We start from the raw sequence: 21,711 nt of genomic DNA, 5'->3' as shown, positions 1-21,711 counted from the left end.
GATTATGGCTTCAGTTTCAGATATAACTACACAAACAACGCAACAAAAAAATGCCGAGAAAAAGGCTAACTCTAGAATAGACGCGGCAAAAGGCACAGGCACAAACCCAAATTCACAGCTTGACAAAGATGCATTTATGAAGCTACTTTTAACCGAGCTTCAGCACCAAGACCCAACAAGCCCTATGGATACTGAAAAGATGCTAACGCAAACTAGCCAGCTAGCATCAGTCGAGATGCAAGAAAATACAAACAAAGCGATGAAAGAGCTAGTAAATCAGCTAAAATCAAACGCAAACGCCTACGCTATCTCAGCCCTTGGCAAGATGGTCTCAACTGGCTCAAATGCAGTCACACTAACAGATGAGAAAAAAGATGCAAAATTTGCGCTTTACTTTAAGACAGATCTTGCAAATGGCAAAATCGAGGTCAAAAACGCAAATGGTCAAGTCGTAAGGACAACCGATCTAAGCGAGACAAATGCAGGCGTTCATAACCTAGCTTGGGACGGCAAAGACGCGTCTGGCAACCAAGTGCCAAATGGCTCATATACTATCTCAGCGACTTACACTGGCAAAGATGGCAAAGAGTATAAAACGCAAGTAGGCAACTACCCAGTCGAGGCGGTGAAATTTGTAGATGGCAAGGCTATGATGAAGGTAGCTGGCGAATACGTTTCAATGGATAAAGTATCTGAATATTACGAGGGCTAAAAGCCATGATGAGAGGTTTTTACAACGGGGTTAGCGGCATCAAGACGCAAAGCTTTGGCATGGATGTTTGGTCAAATAACATCTCAAACATAAATAATGTCGGCTTCAAAGCTTCAATCCCTGAGTTTAAAAATTTAATAAACCAAAACCTAGTCTCAGCAGGAAGTGGCCCAACTAGCGATCAAGTGGGGCTTGGAGCTACCAAACAAACGACTGCACTTGATATGTCAAATGGTAGCTTTCAAAGCACTGATAACAACTTTGACCTTGCTATAGGCGGAGATGGCTTCTTTGGCGTTGTTGATAAGACAGGCAAAAACTACTACACAAGAACAGGCACTTTTGACATAGACGCGGCTGGAAATTTAGTAGATACTAGGGGAAATTTACTCCTTGGCACGCTTGCAAATTTCACTCCGACCACGCCAAGCGCAACCGCTCTTAAAAAATATGGTCAAACCTCAAGCGCCCCACAAGCTTACACGGTCTCGCAAGAGGAGCTAAGTCTTGGCGATCCTGGCTCACAAAAGGGCATAACACTGCCTCATTTTTTATTTATGCCAGCTGAGGCTACTACAAACATCAGCCTAAAAGGCAATCTAAACTCAACCCGCATAACAGATAAAAAAACAACAGCCCTTGATGCTAGCGAATACGCCTACACGCTTGATAATACAAACAAGACGATCTCACTAAACGGGCAGATCCCGCTAAGCACCACATCACTTGGCGCAAAAGCTGGCGACAGCGTGGTCGTAAAAGTAAAAGATGGCGATGGTAAATTTAGCGAGTTTTCAACCACGCTCGAGGGTGATGGCACTTGGCAGATAAACGACAAGAGCCTTAAATTTATGGATTTTGCAAATTTAGAGGTAAATGCTGAAGTCACCTCGCTCGTTGAAGTGCCAAACAAAGAAAAACTAACCTCTGATATCTACAACGCAGACGGCACAAAGAGCTTGGTCACTATAAATTTAACCAAGCAGATCCCACAAGCTGGCGACCAGACTATCTGGGACGCGGTGGCAACGATAACTGACGCTAGCGGAGCCGTGCAAAATACCGCAATGGGCTCGCTTACATTTAATGGCAGCGGCAGGCTTGTGGCAAATACACTAACAAGCGTTGGCGGCGTAAATTTAAACTTCGAAGGCGACGGCGATGCGGACGTTTATAACGGCATGACAAGCTCAGCAAACGCTAGAAAAGATTTCAACATAAAAAGAGATGGCTACGCTGAGGGGCTACTTTCAAAGTATAGCGTCGATGATCGTGGCAACATCATGGCAAATTTTGACAACACTCGAGCATTCCCCGTGGCAAAAGTGGCGCTTTATCACTTTATAAATGACCAAGGCGTGGCAAAGGTTGGCGATAATCTCTATGAAGCCACAGCCAACTCTGGCGAGCCATTTTTTTACAAAAACAAAGCTGGCGAGACCGTTTATGGGGCGAAAATTTTAGCAAACAAGCTTGAGATGAGTAACGTCGATCTTGGTCAAGCACTAAGCGAGGTGATCGTCACGCAAAAGGCCTACGAAGCGAGTGCAAAAAGCATCACAACAAGCGATGAGATGATACAAACTGCTATCCAGATGAAGAAATAATCCTTAAAGTAAATTTGGGCGAGTAATCGCCCTATTTTTATAACTTTAAATTTACTTTATCTCTTTCAAATCCCCTAAAATACTCACTTTTCTCTAAATATAGCAATATAATTTTAAGCGTGCTGGTTATAAAATTCATTTAATTTATTTTTTAAAGGATTGTCAAATGAAAATGCTATTTTTAGCCCCAGTGCTAGCATGTAGTCTTGCCTTTGGTGCTGATGTGATCGCAAAAGATGCGAACATAACACTTGATGGCAAGATGATCGGTAAGATCGAGATTTTAACGCCAGTTGAAGTCTTAGAAAAAGGCGATAAAACGAGCAAGATCAAGGTTAGTGGCGTCGTGTCGGCAAACTACTTAGCTCAGCTTCAAAGAAGCGTAGAAGATCCTGAAGTTTTTGTAGCTTTTGATAACGAGAGCGAGGCAAATTTTAAAAAAGTAAAAGATCTTGAAGATGACTACGGCGAGGTTTGGTACCAAGCTGATGGCGTTTATGAAGTGCCAAATGACGCACTTGGTGGCAACCAAAAAGAGCTTTACGCAAAGGCTAAGAAAATTTATGAAGAGACCTGCTCTGCTTGTCACAGGCTGCACGAACCAAACAGCTTTACAGCGGCGCAGTGGCCAGCAAATTTACAAGGCATGGTAGACGCGAAATTTGTCGCACTTGACGAAACCGACCTAAATTTAGTGCTTAAATACTTACAACACAATGCCAAAAAAGTAAAATAAATTTTCATAAGGGAGAAAATATGAAAAGACGAGATTTTATAAAATTTTCTGCACTTGCTGCCACAGCAGCGCAAGCAAACAAGATAGAGGGCGTGACTAAGACCATTTTTGACCAAAACAAAACCTTTGGCGCAAATAGATTTGGGCTATTTTGGGCAAATACCAACTCAAACCAAATCGTCTCTGTTGATCCATTTGAGGGTGATAAATTCCCAAATACCATGAACAACAGCTTGCCAGACCTCATCCAAAACGAAAGCCGCGTGCTCTATCCATACGTGAGAAAGAGCTACCTAAAGGCAAAAGGCGCAGCAAAGAGCGAGCTTCGTGGCAAAGAGGAATTTGTGCGCGTTAGCTGGGAGACAGCACTTGATCTAGCAGCAAAAGCCTTAAAAGAAAATTTCGACAAATATGGCCCTGAGAGCATCTACGGTGAGTGCTACTGGTGGGGCGGCAGCGGTAAGATCAGCTGGGGCAGGACTGTTGGTCACAGGATGCTAAAAGTGCTTGGCGGATACGTCGAAGAGAGTGGCGATTATTCAACTGGAGCTGGCCTTGTTATCATGCTTCACGTCCTAGGCAACAGCGCCGTTTATGATGCTCCGACAAAGTGGGAGGCTATCGCTAAAAACGCTAAAAATGTTGTATTTTGGGGCACTGACCCACTTGTAACTGATCAAATTTCATGGCAGCCACCAACACATGATGGCTATCTTGGCATCAAAAAGATAAAAGAGGCAGGCATAAAAACTTATAGCGTTTGCGTCTTTAAAAACGACACCACAAGATACCTTGACTCTGAAGCTATCATCGTTCGTCCAAATACCGACGTAGCAATGATGCTTGGCATGTGCCACTATCTATATGAAAACAAGCTTTATGACGAGGAATTTATCAAAAAATACACAGTTGGCTTTAATAAATTTAAAGACTACCTGCTTGGCACAACCGACAAGGTAGTCAAAGATATCAACTGGGCTAGCAAAATTTGCGGCGTAAAAGCTGAGGATATCGCAAAATTTGCAACAGCACTTGCAAAAGAGCCAAGCGTCATCATCGCAGGCAGATCACTTCAAAGACAAGATCACGGCGAGATGAGCTTTTGGGGTATCGTAACACTTAGCGCGATGCTAGGTCAGATAGGCAAAGAGGGACTTGGCTTCGAGTTTAACCTCTACCACTCAAATGGCGCTACAGACAAGATCGCTCCGTCACTAAAAGGCATCAGCACTAGCATAAGCGAGAAATACGACAACGTAGATGGCGCTCCTTGGAAGAAATTTAAAAACGTCACCATCCCATCTTCAAGATCGATCGAGGCTTTGCAAAACCCTGGCAAAGAGATAGACTATGACGGCTCAAAGATCAAGCTACCACACATGAGAGTGGCTTACATGGCGTCTGGATCGATGTTTACAAGGCATCAAGACGTAAATAACGCCGTAAAAGCGTGGCGTAAATTTGACACTGTAATAACCGCTGAGCCATTTTGGACAAGCACAGCAAAACTAAGTGATATCGTCTTGCCAGTAGCCCTTGAAGTAGAAAGAAACGACATCAACCAAAGCGTGCCTACAAACGAATACATCGTAGCTTACAAGCCTGTCGTAGAGCCTATGGGCGAGAGCAGGAGTGACTACTGGATCTGCTCACAAATCTGCAAACGCTGGGGCAGAGAAGAGGTCTTTACAGAGGGCAAAGATGAGCTTGGCTGGGCGAAAGAATTTTACGCAGACGCAGCCGAGCAAGCTAAGGGCATAAATGTCAAGATGCCAAGCTTTGATGAGTTTTGGAAAGAGGGATATGTTAGATTTGAGCAAGATGACGAAGCGAGCAGATACTACACAAGGCTTAGCGCTTTTAGAGAAAATCCTCACAAAAACCGCCTAGGCACGCCATCTGGCAAGATAGAGCTCTACTCTCCAACTATCGCCAAATTTGGCTACAAAGACTTTGCGCCGCACGTTGCTTGGATCGAGCCGTTTGAGTGGCTTGGCAGCGAAAAAGCCAAAAAGTATCCATTTAGCGTCACGACTCCGCACTCAAGATACCGCCTCCACTCACAGCTAAATAACTCAATAATCAGAAACTACGCTGAAGTATGCGCAAGAGAGCCAATGCTCATAAACGTAAATGACGCCAAAGCAAAAGGCATCGCAACTGGCGACGTGGTGAGAGTATTTAACGACAGGGGCGAAATTTTGGTCGGCGCGCTTGTCACTGACATCATCCCAGAGCACGTCATCGCCATCTGCGAGGGTGCGTGGTACGATCCTGAAGTGCTAGGCGAAAAGAGCCTTTGCAAGCATGGTTGCGTAAATGTCCTAACTCGTGACAAAGGCACATCTAGCATCGCTCAAAGCAACTGCGGACACACGATCCTTGTAAATTTAGAAAAATATAAAGGCGAGATCAAACCGATCACTGCGTTTTCTAAACCAAAAATTTTACAATCTTTGTAGAGTTTATAAATTTAGCCCTCGCTTGGGGGGGGGCTAAATTTGATCATTTGCTGTTTTTAATCAAAATCATCTTGTGGCTTAAATTTGATCCATAATTAGTCAATCAACCTGCCCTAAGGCGTTAAATATCACTTATTGAAAACAACTGGCGCTAGAATTTATCTATAAAATCAAAATGATCGCTATTAAATTTATATTTTCGTAAAATTTAAGCACACTTTATCGCCTAACCAAAGGCTACGAAGCAGCCAAATTCCAATACTTAAAAAAGGCAAAATGCTACCTAGATGTGCTTTTAGATCAAGATGATTGCAGAGTAAATTTCGTAGTCAGTGTAAATTTGACTAAAAATTTGTTAGTAAATTTTAGATTTAAGTCCAAAGCGACTAAATTTCGTCGTAAATTTTCGTGCTGCTAAGTTTTCTCGTCAAATTTAATGAGAGAAGAGCAATCATAGTTAGCTTCATTGTCGCTAGTTCTTAAAACACTGCAACCAACAAAAGATAACTATTTTTAATAGCCCAAATTCACAATCCACCATGTTTTTACTCTTTAAATTTAGCTCAAGATATAAATTTATGAGTAGAATTTGGCTCCAGAGATGGTTAAATTTGGTCGTAAATTCTATGTTATTAAAAAATTTTGATGAGAATACATCAACTATAACCAACTGCGTTGTCGATAGCCACAAGCAATGCCCCCGCACATAATATCAGCATTTTCTAGTAGTTCAAATTTATTACTTCTTTTTGTAAATTTACCCTGTTTTATCTTTTTAAATTTAGCTCCCGAAATGGTTAAATTTAGACGTAAATTTCTATTTATAGTCAAATTCAGTAAGCGCGTATCAAATGCAACTATCCACCATTATCACGAGCCATTAGGACATTGCCAGAACATAAACCATAATTCTGGTAGCTCAAATTTAGCGCTTTCATTGTAAATTTACTCTCTTTTTAAACATCACAGCTTCTAAAATTTAAGCCACAACAAACAAATTTAGCCATAAATTTTTATCTCATTTGGTTTTGTAGTTAAATTTGGCAAGCTATATCAAACGCAACCAATTTTACGCTACATTTGATAGACATTGCCTTCATACAACCTACAAAAGCCGTCTTTACCCGATAATTTACCGCCCGCCTTTCAAATTTGGCTTATTTTATTATTTGAAATCGTAGCGTCAAAATTTTTAAATTTAAACCCAAAAACTAGATTTAGCCCTAAATTTTTATGTTTTTAGACTTTACGACTAATTGCCACAAATCGCACAAGAATATGCTTATCTAATGCATCACAGCCTTAACGTTTTTAAATTTACGCCCAAAATGACTAAATTTGACCCCTAGATTTTTAAAATTTGCACTCAAATTTAGTAATAGTGCTTCGTCTGCAACCAATCGATCTTGTTTAAGTCAAAAGTATGTTATAAAATTCGTCAAAAATGGTTCAAAATGCTCATCAAGCCAAACAGCGCGCGTCTTTAAGCGTTACTAAAAGCGACAGCCAGCAACGTTACTACACTCGCTTCTAAATTTTTATTACCAAAAGTGTAAATTTAAGAATTTGATATATAAATTTTATAAATTTAATGCAGGTCATTTGATAAATGAAAATTTCTACTAAATTTTAAATAAGTAAATTTGATAAATTTAAATGAAAATCGAGTTTTTGTAAGTTTGAAACGGAATTTAAAAAGATGGTGCGGATGAGAGGACTTGAACCTCCACGCCGTGGGGCACCAGATCCTAAGTCTGGCGTGTCTGCCAATTTCACCACATCCGCACAACAATAATAAGTGGTACGCCCATCAGGATTCGAACCTGAGGCCTACGGCTTAGAAGGCCGTTGCTCTATCCAGCTGAGCTATGAGCGCATAAAGTCTTTTAAGTGGCGCGCCCGATAGGAGTCGAACCCATAACCTACAGATCCGAAGTCTGTCGCTCTATCCAATTGAGCTACGAGCGCCCAAAATGGGGTGAGTGATGGGAATCGAACCCACGACCCTCAGGACCACAATCTGATGCTCTAACCGACTGAGCTACACTCACCATTTAACATGGTCGGGGTGAAAGGATTCGAACCTTCGGCCCTCTGGTCCCAAACCAGATGCGCTAACCAGACTGCGCTACACCCCGCCTGAGTCGTGTTTGTAAGTTTATGCCACTACCTCATTAAAAAGTCGCATTGTATCTAAAAATGTTATTGTTGTCAAGAAAAAATTAGTTTTGGACTTTATTTTTATAAAATTTCAAGAATTAAGTGTAAATTTCAGACTTTTGAAGTTTTAGTAAATTTATATAGTTAAAAAATAACGCGAGTTGCGCCAAAACTGATAAAATCTGGTGATGTTCCTCCAGCTGATCTTAGCATAGTTTGTCCAAGCTGTTTAAATTCTGGAGTTTCCCAAAGCCTTTTGCATAAGCCATTTTCACCAATATTTACCTCTAGGTAGTTTTCATCATCATGGCCAGCATTTAAAAAACTTGATATAAAAAAGCATTCATCATCATTAACAAAAAAGCCAAGGTTGCCGGAAGTGTCTATAACTCCAGCATTTGTCATCGCTCTAAAATCAACTCTGTTGTTTTTGGTATCAATGGCTAGCTTGCCTTCTGATATGTAGTAGGTATTTATATCTTGTATGGCGACCGTTATCTCTGACATGACTTTTGTCAGTTTCGCGTCGTCTCTTGTGGCACTTATCTTGGAGATAACAACTACAGCTAATATACCTATGATGACTATTACAAAAATTGGCTCGATCATTGTAAAAGCTTTTTTCACCACTTCATCCTTGAAATTTGAAGTTGGGAGATTATAGCTAGATTTTTTATAAATGAAAAATAAATTTTTAAGTGAAATTTAAAGAGAGATGGCAAGGAACTTCCTTGCCAAGAAGTTTGAGTTTGAAAAATTAGAAAGCTACGCTAAGACCGCTAACTGGATACTCACCTTCCGCACTTTCTTTCTCAACGCCAGAAGCATTTACAAATTTAAATTTACTAGTTTTTATTTTTGTAACAGCACTACTGCTTAGTACCTTAGGGCAAAGACCAGCGGTACTATCCGTTCCATTCTCGACTTTTATAACAGCAGGTTTTCCTTTGGTATCACCAGCGTCTGTTACAGGCCCAGCTAAAGTAAATTTTATACATTTTTTACTAGCAACTGTCATCTGACCAATTTTTTTATTAGCTCCATCAACTTCTAATGGTACGTTTGTCATTGTGCTGATATCATCAGCAAATTTACCTTGCGAAGTATAATATGCACCGATATCACTTAGTAAAGTTGATATGTTTGTAGCGGCTTTAGCTATCTCTGCATCATCCCTTGTTGCAGCTAGTCTTGGTATAGCGACTGCGGCTAATATGCCTAAAATCACGATCACGAAGATCAACTCGATCATTGTAAAACCTTTTTTCATGGTTCCTCCTTGAAATTTGTGTAATTTTTCGCGGATTATACAACATTTTTTTCAAAAGGCAAATAAAAGCTAAATTTTTTACAAATTAGCCGATTTGGTAGTTATAAAAAAGAATTCCGCTATAATGACGCTCAAGAATATGGAGATTTTATGAAAAAAGTTTTATTTTGGATGGTAGTATCTTTTTGTATTTTGAGCGCAAATTCATCATTTGAGCCAGTGCTTTCATCAAAATATGACGAAAAACAAGCCTACATCGGCAAGAAACTCTTTTTTGACAAAAGACTAAGCACCACCGAAAACTACTCATGCGAAACTTGCCACAACTTATACTGGAATTTAAGTGGCACAAACTCATCTTACACCAGCCAAAAGGGCGTCATAAACCCGCCTAGCGTGCTAAATTCAGCTTTAAATTTTCTATTTTTTACTGATGGCAGAGTAAGAAGCTTAAAAGATCAAGTAAAAGAGTCGATAAATTCTAGAAATGAGCTAAATTCAAACAAAGATGAGATAGTAAAAAAGGTAAAAAGCATAGGCGAGTATGCGATTTTATTTAATGACGCATACGATGATGGCATAAACTACGAGAATATAGTAGATGCTTTGGTGGAATTTGAAAAGGCTGTTTTAAGTATTGATTCGCCATTTGATGAGTATCTAGCTGGCAATGATGACTCCATAAATGCTGAGGCAAAAAATGGCTTTGAGCTCTTTAATAAAGTAGGCTGTGTGGCATGCCACAATGGTAGAAATTTAGGCGGAAATTTGATGCAAAACGTGGGCTTAAAAGATGCAGGTGAGAGCAGACGCCTCATGCGTGTGCCTTCGCTTAGAAATGTAGCAAGAACAGCTCCATATCTAAGCAGTGGCGAAATGAGCGATCTAAAAGAGGTCATAGGCTTTGTGAGCTATCATCAGCTGATCCACACACTAAGTAGCGAAGAGCTGGAGCAAATTTATAAATTTTTGCTAACACTAAATGGACGCAGACCTAGGATACTAAATGAATAAAAGACAAGCAAATATCATCTTAATCGTCCTAGCGATCATCTTTTTCTTTAGCTCAGCTTACATCTATATGGCAAATAGAGCAGTTACTGCTGTTAGTAAATTTAACGATACGATCTTAAGCCTTATCTTGCTAGATAACGAGCTAAGCTTTAGCTTAGAAAATAACGTACTTCGCCTAAATTACGACGATGTAAATAAAAATTTAAAAAGTTTTGATCAAAATTTAACCAGACTTGATGAGCTAAACGAGATCATACATGTCTTTTACCAAGAGAAAAATGCCAAAACTTTAAAGGTCATAAACGACGACTTTTTAAAAAAACAAAGGCTTGTAGATAGGTCAAACTACGCTAGCTCATCAATGGCTGCTTATATCTTATCAGGTGAGTTTGAAATAGCATCAGAGAAGAAGCTAGATGCACTTAATGTGATATTTCACGCGATAAAAAGCTCAGCCATAATCAGCCCTGAGACGCTAAATCAAACAAAAGAGCAGATACAAAAATATAAAGATACCTACAAAAACGACACAAAAGCGATCTTGGTGCTAAATAAGGCAACTTACGCGCTTGAATTTGCAAAAAACCTAAGCTCCATAGCTAAAGACTCTGTTGATCTAAAACTTGGACAAGAGCTAAGAAAATTTAGAGATGATACCCTAGCCTCTTACAGCATAATGATACGAAATATAGTGATAATGCAAGTGCTTTGTCTTATCAGCTTCGTGCTATTTTGCGCACTGACCTTTTACCAAGCAAGGGTGCTAACTAAACAGCTAAAGCAGATAAAACTACTAAAAACGACAGTGGATGCAGGACACAGCTCGATAGTCTTTTGCGACAATGACAATAAAATTTTATATGTAAATAAAACATTTGAGTCAAAAACTGGCTATAAACTAAAAGATGTTGTCGGCAAAAGTCCTAAAATTTTAAAATCAAATATGCACCCAGAGAGCTTTTACGCTGAGATAAGAAATGCTATAAATAAGCACATCTCATGGGAGAGCGACGAGCTAATAAGCAGGACAAAAAGTGGCAAACTGCTCTATGAGAAGGTGCGTTTTGCGCCATTTTTCTTTGAAGGCAAGCTAGAGGGCTACATGGCTATAAAGCTTGATAGGACGAAAGAGCTTAGCATGCTTAAAGAGCTAACTCAAAAAAATGAGCAGATAAAAATTCAATCCTCAATCGACAAGCTAACTGGCTTTGGCAACTACTTTGCCCTAACTGAGATGATAGAGGCGAAAAAAGATGGAATTTTGATCAGCATAAGCATCAAAAACTATAAGATGCTAAGATTTTTCTACCAAAACAAGGTCATCGAAGCCATGCTAAAAGCGGTGGCAAATACGCTAAAGCTCTGTGTTGATACCTACTCTATAAATGCTGAGCTATTTAGGTTTCAAGATGATGCGTTTTACATCTGGTATCAAGGCGATGACATCGTTAGAGATATTGGCTTTATAAAAGAGTATTTTAACTTTAGCAGGATGAATATCGAGATAGATGGTAAATTTGAAAACCTACCTGGCATCAAGATAACTCTTGGCGTATCTTTATCAAATGACACACCGCAAACAAACCGCCTAATGCAGTCGATCCTAGCCAATCAACAAGCAAGTGATAGTGGCAACGAGATCTACTACTACCTAGAAAACGATGCGATCGAGATGAGATACTATAAAAACCAACTCATAACCGAACTCATCGAGTATGCCCTAGAAAACGACAAGGTGATAGTCGAGTGTCAGGGAATTTTTAACGTGCATGAAAATGAGACAGAGGCAAAATACTACGAAGTTTTGGTTCGTATAGTCGATCAAAACGGCAAGATCCGCTACCCAGGCGAGTTCTTAGAGATCGCGATGAAAACGCAACTTTATCTTCAGATAACAAAAAAAGTGATCACTCTAGCCTTTGATCTAGTTAAAAAATATCCAGACTATACATTTTCTATCAACCTTTCAAGCTCGGATCTAACTGATCCTGGCGTGAGAGAAATTTTAGACGAAAAGCTAGAGAGCTGCCCAGATCCAAGTAGAGTTTGCTTTGAGATGCTAGAGAGCGAAGAGCTTAGCGACTACGGCATGGCAAATGAATTTATAAAAAGAGCTAAGAAATATGGATGTAAAATCTCAATCGATGACTTTGGCTCTGGCTACTCTAACTACTACCGAATTTTAGAGCTTGATATAGATAACATCAAGATAGATGGCTCGATCATCAAAAAGCTACCAACCGATGAAAACGCAAGAGTTTTGGTTGAGACTATCGTGAGCTTTGCTAGAAGACAAGGCTATAAGATAGTGGCTGAGTTTGTGAGCAATGAAGAAATTTTAGAGTATATAAAGAAATTTGGAATTTCGTATGCGCAGGGATTTTTGCTAGGCAAGCCACATCAGATGTAAATTTTGCAGTTACTTTAAAGCCTATTAAAAGGCTAAATTTAACTGCTTTTTGCTTTTATACTCGCGCAAAACCTCTTTTTTAAATTTTGCTAGACGTGAAATTTGATCTTTTTTACAACAATTAAATTTAAGAATTTGTCTTTAAAAAAGCTGAAAATTTGGATTAACTAGATTTTAAAGCTTATGTGGATAAGATTTTGTCTTTTAGAAGTGGTGACCCATACGAGACTCGAACTCGTGTTACCGCCGTGAAAGGGCGATGTCCTAACCGCTAGACGAATGGGCCACTGTCGGTTATGAAGTTGGGATTATATTACTTTTTAACTTAAATTTACATAAAAGGACAAATCGTTGAAGAAATTTTCACTTGTTTTATTATTTGCTCTCATTTTTTCAGGCTGTGTTGCGACTAAAACACCGCAAAGATCGCAAGCTTTTCAGGTAACTTTATTTTCTCCGATGATAAAGATAAATGATGTTGGATTTTTTCACACATACAAAAATGATCTAAATTTGCAAATTTATAGCTCTGGCGTAAATACCGCAAATATCAATATAAAGGACAAAATTTGCGTAAATAGCGCTTGTTTTAAAAAGACTGAATTTAACGAGAAATTTTTTCTAGCGCCGCACTATGAGAGCCTTTTTGAAGAGATTTTGCAAAGGCAAAAAATTTATGACGGCAAAGATCTAAACACCACAGAGTGCGGCTTTAGACAAGATCTAAGTTCTTATTTTATAAAATACGAAGTTTGCGATAACTACGTCAAATTTATCGATAGCAAAAATAAAATAAAAGTGATAATAAAAGAGTTAAAATGAGATACATTGGAGCTCACGTAAGCGCGGCTGGAGGCGTATCTAACGCACCGATAAACGCTGCAAAAATAGGAGCAAATGCCTTTGCGCTTTTTACAAAAAATCAGCGCCAGTGGAGCGCAAAGGAGCTGAGCGAGGGCGAGATAGAGCAATTTAAAGCAAATTTAAAAGCCTCTGGCATAAGCGCCGATCACGTCTTGCCACATGCAAGCTACCTCATAAATTTAGGCCATCCAGAAAAAGAGGCAAGAGCTAAGTCCCTTGAAGCCTTTATCGACGAGATAGAGCGAGCTAGCCAGCTTGGACTAAAGCTTTTAAATTTTCACCCAGGCTCACACCTAAAGCAAATAAGCCAAAATGAGTGCCTAGATAACATCGCAAGATGCATAAACGAAGCGCTAAAACGAACAAGCGGCGTAAAGCTTGTCATCGAAAACACAGCCGCACAAGGCTCAAATTTAGGCTTTGACTTTACGCAGCTGGCGTATTTGATCGAGCGAGTGGATGATGAGAGCAGAGTTGGCGTTTGCATCGATACTTGCCACGCATTTGCCGCTGGGTACGATCTAAGAAGCAAAGAGGCTTACGCTAAGACGATGGGCGAATTTGACGCGATCATCGGCTATAAATTTCTATCTGGCATGCACCTAAATGACGCTAAATTTGGGCTTGGCTCAAAAAAAGACAGACACGAGAGCCTTGGCAAGGGCGAGCTTGGGCTTGGCGCTTTTGAAAATATAATAAATGATGATAAAATAGGCGAAATTCCCTTGATTTTAGAGACGATTGACGAGAGTATTTGGGAAGATGAGATCAAAATTTTAAGAAACCTAGAAAAGGAAAAGCTATGAAAAGAGTGCTTTTAAGCATTGTTGCGACGTGTTCTTTATTAAATGCCGGGGGTTATAAGGTCCCTGAGCAAAGTGCTGACTCTTTAGGGCTTGCTGCTAGTAACGTAGCCTTTAGTTTTGGGGCTGATGCGGCTTATTTTAACCCTGCAAATATGATGTTTTTAGACGGGCTTCACCATTTTGAAAGCACGCTCGGTTGGTTTCATATAAATTCCATCGACTTTAAAAGCGATGATGGCAAGAGCTACAGCTCAAAGAAATTTGACTCACTAGCTGGCACATTTAGCTTTGTAACGCCAGAAATTTATGAAAACTGGAGATTTGGACTAGCCCTTGCCGTGCCTGCTGCTGTTGGCATCTCGTGGGAGGATCCAGAGACTGCTTTTACTGGCAAGAGGTTTAAACTACAAGTTGTCGAGCTAAATCCAACCGTAGCTTACCGCATAAATGACAAACTTGCCATTGCTCTGGGCGCTAGAGGCGTTTATAGCAAAGGCAAGATAGCAAGCGATTTTGGACGTTTTGGCTACAGAGAGATACAAGGCGATGGTATAAACTACGGCTACAACGTCGCTCTTACATATAGACCTATCGAGGATCTAAGCTTTGCGGTGACTTACCGCTCGAAGGTAAATTTAGAGCTTAAAGGTAGCGCTGATGCTGATTTTAACGGAGCTCTAGCACCTATAAGCTATCATGGCAAAACAAGAGTTGAGATCCCGCTGCCTGCTCAGCTAGTGCTTGCGACTGGATATAAATTTAGCGACTTTACCCTTTTGTTAGCTTTTGAGAGGACTTACTGGTCTAAATTTAAAGATTATGACTTTGAATATGATGATAAGACGGCTATTCATTCACACCATCCTGCTTTTAAAATGTTTATGGACGATCCAGTCGTTAAAAACGCAAAAGATACAAACACATATAGGATAGGCCTTGCTTACGACGTAAATGAAAAACTTAGACTAATGGCTGGCTTTTCATACGATGAGGATATAACTAGCAGCGAACACACTGGCTTAGAGCTTCCAAACACAACTTCTCAGGCATATTCGTTTGGGGCAAACTATAAATTTACGCCAAATTTAGAGCTAGGACTAGGCTATCTCTATCAGCACAGAGACAAAAAGCGTGCGACAGATATAAAAACTGGCACTGGCTCAATGTCTGGCGAATTTGACGCAAGTAGCGTTCAGATAGCTGCAATGACGTTTAAATACTCTTTCTAGGGCTAAAAATGCAATACTCTTATAATAATTTTTATGAAATTTTGACCAAAGTAGCAAAAGAAAGTCCAAACCAGATAGCGATCTTTGATGAAAAAGAGAAGCTAAAATACCACGAACTAAAGCAAAACGTCGATAAAGTGGCGGCTTACTTGCAGCTTTGCGGGGTAAATTTTGGCGACAAAGTGGCTATGGCGGTGGCAAATTCGAAAGAATTTATCATCTCATACCTTGCTATCACCGCTATCGGTGCGGTGGCAGTGCCGATGAACACCTTTTTAAAAACAAATGAGTTTGAGTATATCTTAAACGACTGCGGCGCAAGGGTGCTTTTCGCCTCTAGCTCACTTGCAAAGGAGCTAATCGCACTTAACGAGCTTGAAATTTTAAGAAAAATCATCTGGATCGGGCAAACGCCAAAAAAACTTCAAAGTGCCTCAAAAGACGACTATGTAAGCGTTGATGAGGAGTATGGCGAGAGTGCCTATCTATCTTCAACACCACAAATTTCAAAAGAGGATATGAGCAAGGGCTACGAAAATAACGGCGTTGTAAAAAATGTAAATTTCAGCGAAGCGCTAAATCACAAATACACCCTAAGCATCACAAAATACCCTAAAATAGACGATCTCATGCACATCATCTACACCTCAGGCACTACAGGCAAGCCAAAAGGCGCGATGATAAGCTATAAAAATATCTTCTCAAACGTCATCGGCGCTCATGAGCGTTTTAAGGTTAAAAAAAGCGATAGATTTATCGTATTTTTGCCGATGTTTCATAGCTTTACGCTCACAGCTATGGTACTTTTACCGATATATGCAGGCGCTTCGATGGTGCTTGTAAGATCGGTCTTTCCATTTTCAAATGTGCTAAAGCAGACGCTGCTTAAAAGAGTCACTGTATTTTTGGGTATCCCAGCCATCTATACAGCCATCGGCAAGGCAAAAATTCCTTGGTATTTTAGATGGTTTAACCGCATAAGGCTATTTGTAAGTGGCGCTGCTCCGCTTGCTAAGCAAACGATCGATGATTTTAGAGTGAAATTCCCGCGTGCAACGCTAGTTGAAGGATACGGCCTTAGCGAATGCTCGCCAGTCGTAGCGGCAAATTTATTTGACAAGCAAAAGCTTCTAAGCGTGGGTCCCGCGCTAAATGGCTATGAGGTCAAGATCGTAGATGATGAGATGATGGAGCTACCAGTCGGCCAGATCGGCGAGATCATCGTAAAAGGCGACTGCGTCATGCAAGGCTACTACGGCATGCCAGGCGTGACTGATGAAACCATCATAAATGGCTGGCTAAAGACAGGGGACCTTGGCAAGATCGATGAAGAGGGCTTTATCTACATCGTTGATCGCAAAAAAGACCTCATCATATCAAAGGGCATAAACATATATCCACGCGAGATCGAAGAGGTGATCTATAAGCTTGAAGCCGTCGAGGCTGCAGCAGTCATCGGTGTAAAGGACGTGCATGCAGACGAAGAGGTCGTAGCTTTCATACAGGTAAAAGAGGGTATGGATCTTGATGAAAAGACGGTTAGAGAGCATCTAAAGAAAAATTTAGCAAATTTCAAAATTCCAAAAAGCATTTATTTTGCCGAGGAGCTGCCTAGAAACGCAACTGGCAAGGTGCTAAAACGCGTGCTAAAAGAGCAGATAAAGGATAAAATTTAGTGAAGTATTTGCTTGATTTTCTAAACCAAGACCTCAAAAAAAGTAAAATTTACGAGCTTATAAAATGCGGCGATGAAGAGGGAGAAATTTTAAAATACCTAAGCAAAGCCTACGTGCAAGGCACAGCTAGTATGAGCGTTTTTGAGCTACTTGGAGCTGTTTTTGGCACGCAAAACGACAAGCAGCTTTTATACCTTAAATTTATAAAAAATTTGCTGGATAGTGGCTGGATAGTGCAAAACTACGGACTTTTTAAAATGCCAGAGAACTCGCAAAAAAGCTCTAACCAAGGGCTACTCTCGCTCCTTCACTCTGAAATTTCACTCTCTAGTACATTTTTAAAAATTCTAGAAGATGGCAACGCTGATATAAATTTACCAGAGCTTGCGCCTTATGAAGATCATTTGGAGTATTTAAAAGATCAGTTTTTAAAGATAGAGCTTTACTCAAAGGCTGCCATTTTTGGTGATGGCTCAAATGACGCTAAAAAGCGCATAAACGAGCAAATTTCTGAGCTAACAAAGCGCATAAACGAGCGTGTAAAACTAAGCAAGATCAGCCTAAAAATAGAGCAAATTTTTAAAGAAAATTCGCTTGATGAAAAAGAACAGATCATATTTTTAGCCCTTTTAAAAGAGGAGTACGCGGGCGACTTTGAAAATGGTCGCGACCTAAACACGCTAGTTGGGCTAATAAGCAAAGATGAGCTTGAACGCATCAAAAATCGCACTCTTTTAGAGGATGGCTCAAGGCTCATCGAGGGCGCTCTAATCGACTACGACGAGGTTTTAAACGCTTATGGCAACGTAAGCAAGAGCTTTTTTATAAACGAAGAAATTTTGCAAAGCATAATGCACCCAAAAAATGACAAAAACAGCAAGAAAATCAAGATCGAAAGCCTGGTAAAAGAGCAAGAAATTTTTGAGCTAATAGAGCCAGTAACGAGCCTAGAAGACGTCGTGCTAAACGAAAAAACAAAGCAGCTTTTAAGCACGATACTAAAGCAAGTCGATAAAAAAGTGCTCGCTAGACTTAGCAGCTGGGGCATAAAAACTAGAAAAAACATAGACGCAAAAATCATCTTTTATGGCGAGCCTGGCACTGGTAAGACCATGAGCGCCGTTGGGCTTGCAAAGAGCCTAAAGAAGCAAATTCTAAGCTTTGACTGCTCAAAAATTTTAAGCAAATATGTCGGCGAGAGCGAGCAAAATGTAAGGAAAATTTTTGACACTTACAAAGAAATTTGCAAAAAAAGTGGCAGCGAGCCAGTGCTTTTGCTAAACGAGGCTGATCAGTTTTTAAGCACGAGAGTGGAGAGCTCAAGTGGGGCTGAGAAGATGCATAATCAAATGCAAAATATCTTTTTAGAGCAGATCGAGCGCTTTGAGGGTGTGTTGATCGCCACGACAAATTTCTTGCAAAGCCTTGATGTGGCATTTTCTAGAAGATTTGACTATAAGATCGAGTTTAAAAAGCCTGATTATAACGGCAGGCTCGCCATTTGGCGTAAAATTTTGCCTGAAAATGCGAGCTTTGAAGATGGCTTTAGCGTAGAAAGGCTGGCTGAGTTTAACCTAAGTGGCGCGCAGATCGTCCTTGCGCTAAAAAATACCGCATTGAAAGTGGCTATAAAAGATGATGGGATCTTTACCTTTGAGGACTTCAAAACCACGATAGAGCGCGAGCTAAACTCAAGCTTTGGCGAGGATAAAAAGATGGGATTTGGCTCTTAGCTTTTCCCTTAATTTATAAATTTGACTTTGCGCTACAAAAAATCGCTGGTTTGATAATAAATTTGCTTCACTCAATAAAAAATTTAGACGAGTTTTACCGCTAAAAACATGAAAAGCACGAGATAAATTTAAGCTTTAGCGATGAAAAATGCAGATAAGTACCGAGAGTGTTAAATTTTATTTTTATACGGAGCATGTCCTTAGAAGTGACAGGGAAAGTGAGCTAAATTCGAGCTTTGATGAGAATGAAAAGATAAATTTTGCTCTTAGATTTTTAAAGTATGTTGCAGGCTTTACGCAGCCATAAAAACAAAGTGCGGATATCAAATTTGCTTTTTATCTATTAAATTTAAAAGAAGCCTACAATTAAAAGTTATAAAAAATGTGAAGCGAATTCGATCTTTGGCAAAAGCAGAAAGAGGTTTTTCTTTTGCGCTTTTTTTAAATATACGCTTTGCGTCACAAAGCAAAGTCTAAAACATCGGTACTTGCCAAACTAAATGTGGGATTTTCACAATTAATTTTTAGCAAAAAACTACGACAGGATGCTGTCACTCATAGGTTCTTTGTATAAATTTCGCTCGCTTACTTGCTTTAAATTTTAAAATTCTATCTGCTCTGCAACTTACGTTTAGTCAGATAAATTTTTACATAAGATGTTTCCTGCGGGTCAAAGTGTGAAATTAAATTTGAGCGAAAAACTACAGCTTGGCAGATGCCAACTTATAGGCACTAGCATAAATTTACTACCTTAGCCTCTGTAAAATGGTATTTTTTATCCAAAAAACCAAAAATTTTAAATTTTATCTGCCATTTGAAGCGTGGGCGTGACTGCTTTTTTATAACACTTTATCGTTTTTTACCTAACACAAAAAATCGCCCACTCCGTGAAATTTAACCTAGCAAAACCCTATAAATTTCAAATTTACTTCTGCGATTTTTATAACAACACTTTCGCACCAAAAAAAGCAAAATTTACCGATCTTTTTAATAAAAGGCTATGAAATTTTAGTAGTCAAATTTATACAAAAATTTACTGATTGATCTTATCAAGCAGCTCTTCGACCTCTTCAAGCGCAAAGGCCTCTTCCGAGCTTTGTTTTAAGAAGCTCTCCATAAATTCTTTCTTTGAGATAGCAAGGTCAAGCTCCTTGTCGCTGCCCTTTTGATATGCGCCGATGCGAAGCAGGACCTCATTTTCTTTTAAAAGCGAGTAAAGGCGCTTAAATTTCATCGCATTTAGCTTGTGCTCTTTGCCGATGACGTCGCCCATGACACGCGAGGCCGAGTTTTGGATATTGATAGGTGGGTAGATGCCAAAGTCCGTTAGCTCGCGGCTTAGCACGATGTGGCCGTCTAGGATAGAGCGGCTTTGGTCAGCTATCGGGTCGCTCATATCATCGCCCTCGACTAGCACGGTGAAAAACGCTGTGATACTGCCCTTGCCCTCCTCTTTGCCGGCGCGCTCCATTAGCTGTGGCAAGAGTGTGAGCGAGCTTGGCGGATAGCCCTTTGAGGTCGGTGGCTCGCCAAGCGCAAGGCCAATCTCACGCTGCGCCATCGCAAAACGTGTGACGCTATCCATGATGAAAAGCACGTCGTTGCCCTGCTGTTTGAAGTACTCAGCCACGCTCATCGCACAAAATGCGCCGTACTTTCGCATGAGTGAGCTGTCATCACTGGTCGCTACGATGATGACCGTGCCCTCCAGGTCGCCACCTAGGTTTTTTTCGATAAATTCTGGCACCTCACGGCCACGCTCGCCTATTAGTGCGACTACTTTTATGGGCGCAAGAGTGTTTTTTACGATCATCCCCATAAGGGTTGATTTGCCTACGCCTGAACCTGCAAAAATCCCCAGCTTTTGCCCCTTGCCGCAAGTAAGTAGCCCATCTATCGTCTTTATGCCAACACTAAAAGGCTCGTTTATAAGCCCCCTTTTCATCGCATCTATCGGCGCTCTCATGATCGGCATATATTCAGTCGTATCAATCGCCCCTTTGCCGTCAATGGGCTTCATAAATGGATCGACCACGCGGCCTAGTAAATTTGGCCCCACAGGTATGCTCATACCCTGATCACTCTCATAGACAAAGTCGCCTATCCTAAAGCCCTCGACAAAGCCAAATGGGCTAATATAAGCGCCGTCTGTCTTTATCTGCGTGACCATGCCAAGTCCGTTTTTGCTCTTGTCTTTTGCCACTATGCGCACGATGTCGCCGATACTTGGACGAAGTCCAGTGATCTCTATCGTAGTAGCTGTGATCTTTGTGATGACGCCGAAGGTATTTGAGAGCTTCACGCCCTCTTTAAGCCTTGAATTTATACGCTCTAAGCTCAAAAATGCGTTTCCCTAGGCGAATTTATCAGCGAAAAAAACTCCCTTCTTGTGTCTGCATTTTTGATAAAGCAGCCTCTAAGCGCCGAGGTCGTGGTAGTTGAGTTTATCTTCTCCACGCCCCTCATCTCAACGCACATATGCCTAGCCTCGACGACTACTCCAACGCCTTTTGGAGCGATCACGTCCTCAAGCGCCTTTGCGATCTGCTCGGTCATCTGCTCTTGAATTTGCAAGCGTCTGGCATAGATATTTACCATGCGTGGAATTTTACTAAGGCCAACAACCTTGCCGTTTGGAATGTATGCGACATGCACACGGCCAATTATTGGCAGCAAATGGTGCTCACAAAGGCTGTAAAACTCGATGTTTCGCATTAAAACCATTTCGTTATTTGAGCTAGTAAATAGCGCGTCACCAAGCACCTCTTTTGGGTCTTGATCATATCCGCTAGTTAGAAATTTAAAAGCTTTATAAACGCGTTCTGGGGTTTTAATAAGCCCCTCTCTGTTTGGATCTTCGCCGATAATAGTTAGCATATTTTTAACTGAATTTTCAAAACTCTCTTGCATAAATTTTCTCCATAATTTTATCGCCAAATTCTACGTTAAAACGCCTTTTATATCTATAAAAATTTACAAATTTACAATGAAATAAGGAAAATTCTGCTATATTTTGGGCTAAAAATTTGTAT

The 21,711-nt window shown here is 40.3% G+C and carries 16 protein-coding genes and 6 tRNA genes; 12 read left to right on the top strand and 10 right to left on the bottom strand.

The annotated features are described in order from the left end of the window. Positions 1-4: 4 nt before the first annotated feature. The 4 genes from CVT14_RS00745 to CVT14_RS00730 all read left to right on the top strand — a co-directional run bounded on the left by CVT14_RS00745 (position 5) and on the right by CVT14_RS00730 (position 5,517). Positions 5-712: a flagellar basal body rod modification protein gene (locus CVT14_RS00745; protein ID WP_103601812.1), complete on the top strand. Its 708-nt coding sequence runs from the start codon at positions 5-7 to the stop codon at positions 710-712. 5 nt (positions 713-717) lie between these two features. Continuing rightward, the gene (locus tag CVT14_RS00740) at positions 718-2,319 is read left to right on the top strand and encodes a flagellar hook-basal body complex protein (protein WP_107849449.1); all 1,602 of its coding nucleotides are present in this window, start codon (positions 718-720) and stop codon (positions 2,317-2,319) included. Positions 2,320-2,485: 166 nt separating this feature from the next. Continuing rightward, the gene (locus CVT14_RS00735) at positions 2,486-3,055 is read left to right on the top strand and encodes a hypothetical protein (protein ID WP_107849448.1); all 570 of its coding nucleotides are present in this window, start codon (positions 2,486-2,488) and stop codon (positions 3,053-3,055) included. A 20-nt stretch (positions 3,056-3,075) separates the two neighbouring features. Beyond that, positions 3,076-5,517, top strand: coding sequence for a molybdopterin-dependent oxidoreductase (locus CVT14_RS00730; protein WP_103607230.1), 2,442 nt, complete (start codon positions 3,076-3,078; stop codon positions 5,515-5,517). Between the two features lie 1,700 nt (positions 5,518-7,217). On the opposite strand, the gene CVT14_RS00725 is transcribed toward CVT14_RS00730, so the two are convergent. From CVT14_RS00725 to CVT14_RS00695, 7 genes are all read right to left on the bottom strand, one after another. Beyond that, a tRNA-Leu gene (locus CVT14_RS00725) sits at positions 7,218-7,302 on the bottom strand. Between the two features lie 14 nt (positions 7,303-7,316). Beyond that, positions 7,317-7,393 (bottom strand) — tRNA-Arg (locus CVT14_RS00720). A 15-nt stretch (positions 7,394-7,408) separates the two neighbouring features. Then, positions 7,409-7,485 (bottom strand) — tRNA-Arg (locus CVT14_RS00715). Positions 7,486-7,491: 6 nt separating this feature from the next. Next, positions 7,492-7,568: transfer RNA gene (locus tag CVT14_RS00710), tRNA-His, on the bottom strand. A 9-nt stretch (positions 7,569-7,577) separates the two neighbouring features. Then, positions 7,578-7,655, bottom strand: a tRNA-Pro gene (locus tag CVT14_RS00705). A 166-nt stretch (positions 7,656-7,821) separates the two neighbouring features. Beyond that, positions 7,822-8,304, bottom strand: a complete 483-nt coding sequence (locus CVT14_RS00700; protein ID WP_107849447.1) for a type II secretion system protein — start codon at positions 8,302-8,304, stop codon at positions 7,822-7,824. A gap of 130 nt (positions 8,305-8,434) precedes the next feature. Next, complete coding sequence (locus tag CVT14_RS00695; RefSeq protein WP_413784370.1) at positions 8,435-8,929, bottom strand: type II secretion system protein; 495 nt, start codon at positions 8,927-8,929, stop codon at positions 8,435-8,437. 168 nt (positions 8,930-9,097) lie between these two features. Between CVT14_RS00695 and CVT14_RS00690 the strand changes: the two genes are divergently transcribed. Continuing rightward, on the top strand, positions 9,098-9,961 hold the full coding sequence (locus CVT14_RS00690) for a cytochrome-c peroxidase (RefSeq protein WP_107849445.1): 864 nt from the start codon (positions 9,098-9,100) through the stop codon (positions 9,959-9,961). Continuing rightward, entirely contained in the window at positions 9,954-12,371 is a 2,418-nt protein-coding gene (locus CVT14_RS00685) for a GGDEF domain-containing phosphodiesterase (protein ID WP_107849444.1), read from the top strand. The genes CVT14_RS00690 and CVT14_RS00685 overlap by 8 nt, the downstream gene beginning before the upstream one ends. Before the next feature lie 211 nt (positions 12,372-12,582). On the opposite strand, the gene CVT14_RS00680 is transcribed toward CVT14_RS00685, so the two are convergent. After that, positions 12,583-12,657: transfer RNA gene (locus CVT14_RS00680), tRNA-Glu, on the bottom strand. Between the two features lie 65 nt (positions 12,658-12,722). On the opposite strand from CVT14_RS00680, the gene CVT14_RS00675 reads away from it, so the two are divergent. The 6 genes from CVT14_RS00675 to CVT14_RS10620 all read left to right on the top strand — a co-directional run bounded on the left by CVT14_RS00675 (position 12,723) and on the right by CVT14_RS10620 (position 18,986). Continuing rightward, entirely contained in the window at positions 12,723-13,193 is a 471-nt protein-coding gene (locus CVT14_RS00675; protein ID WP_107849443.1) for a hypothetical protein, read from the top strand. Next, positions 13,190-14,041, top strand: a complete 852-nt coding sequence (gene nfo, locus CVT14_RS00670) for a deoxyribonuclease IV (RefSeq protein ID WP_107849442.1) — start codon at positions 13,190-13,192, stop codon at positions 14,039-14,041. The genes CVT14_RS00675 and nfo overlap by 4 nt, the downstream gene beginning before the upstream one ends. After that, positions 14,038-15,270 carry an OmpP1/FadL family transporter gene (locus CVT14_RS00665; RefSeq protein WP_107849441.1) on the top strand — a complete coding sequence of 411 codons (1,233 nt, stop codon included), beginning with the start codon at positions 14,038-14,040 and terminating at the stop codon, positions 15,268-15,270. The genes nfo and CVT14_RS00665 overlap by 4 nt, the downstream gene beginning before the upstream one ends. An 8-nt stretch (positions 15,271-15,278) precedes the next feature. Beyond that, entirely contained in the window at positions 15,279-16,946 is a 1,668-nt protein-coding gene (locus tag CVT14_RS00660) for a fatty acid--CoA ligase (RefSeq protein ID WP_021088766.1), read from the top strand. Next, complete coding sequence (locus CVT14_RS00655) at positions 16,946-18,679, top strand: ATP-binding protein (RefSeq protein WP_107849440.1); 1,734 nt, start codon at positions 16,946-16,948, stop codon at positions 18,677-18,679. Before CVT14_RS00660 ends, CVT14_RS00655 begins: the two co-directional genes overlap by 1 nt. A 148-nt stretch (positions 18,680-18,827) precedes the next feature. Then, positions 18,828-18,986: a hypothetical protein gene (locus tag CVT14_RS10620; protein WP_021088704.1), complete on the top strand. Its 159-nt coding sequence runs from the start codon at positions 18,828-18,830 to the stop codon at positions 18,984-18,986. 726 nt (positions 18,987-19,712) lie between these two features. On the opposite strand, the gene fliI is transcribed toward CVT14_RS10620, so the two are convergent. Continuing rightward, the gene (gene fliI / locus CVT14_RS00650) at positions 19,713-21,020 is read right to left on the bottom strand and encodes a flagellar protein export ATPase FliI (RefSeq protein WP_004317323.1); all 1,308 of its coding nucleotides are present in this window, start codon (positions 21,018-21,020) and stop codon (positions 19,713-19,715) included. Continuing rightward, positions 21,017-21,589: a GTP cyclohydrolase I FolE gene (gene folE / locus CVT14_RS00645; RefSeq protein ID WP_004317386.1), complete on the bottom strand. Its 573-nt coding sequence runs from the start codon at positions 21,587-21,589 to the stop codon at positions 21,017-21,019. The genes fliI and folE overlap by 4 nt, the downstream gene beginning before the upstream one ends. Between the last annotated feature and the right edge of the window lie 122 nt (positions 21,590-21,711).

It is taken from the genome of Campylobacter concisus, from assembly GCF_003048445.1.
In the GTDB taxonomy this organism is placed as follows: domain Bacteria; phylum Campylobacterota; class Campylobacteria; order Campylobacterales; family Campylobacteraceae; genus Campylobacter_A; species Campylobacter_A concisus_BF.
The sequence above is the reverse complement of the archived record's forward strand: the minus strand, read 5'-3'. Positions and strand labels throughout refer to the sequence as shown.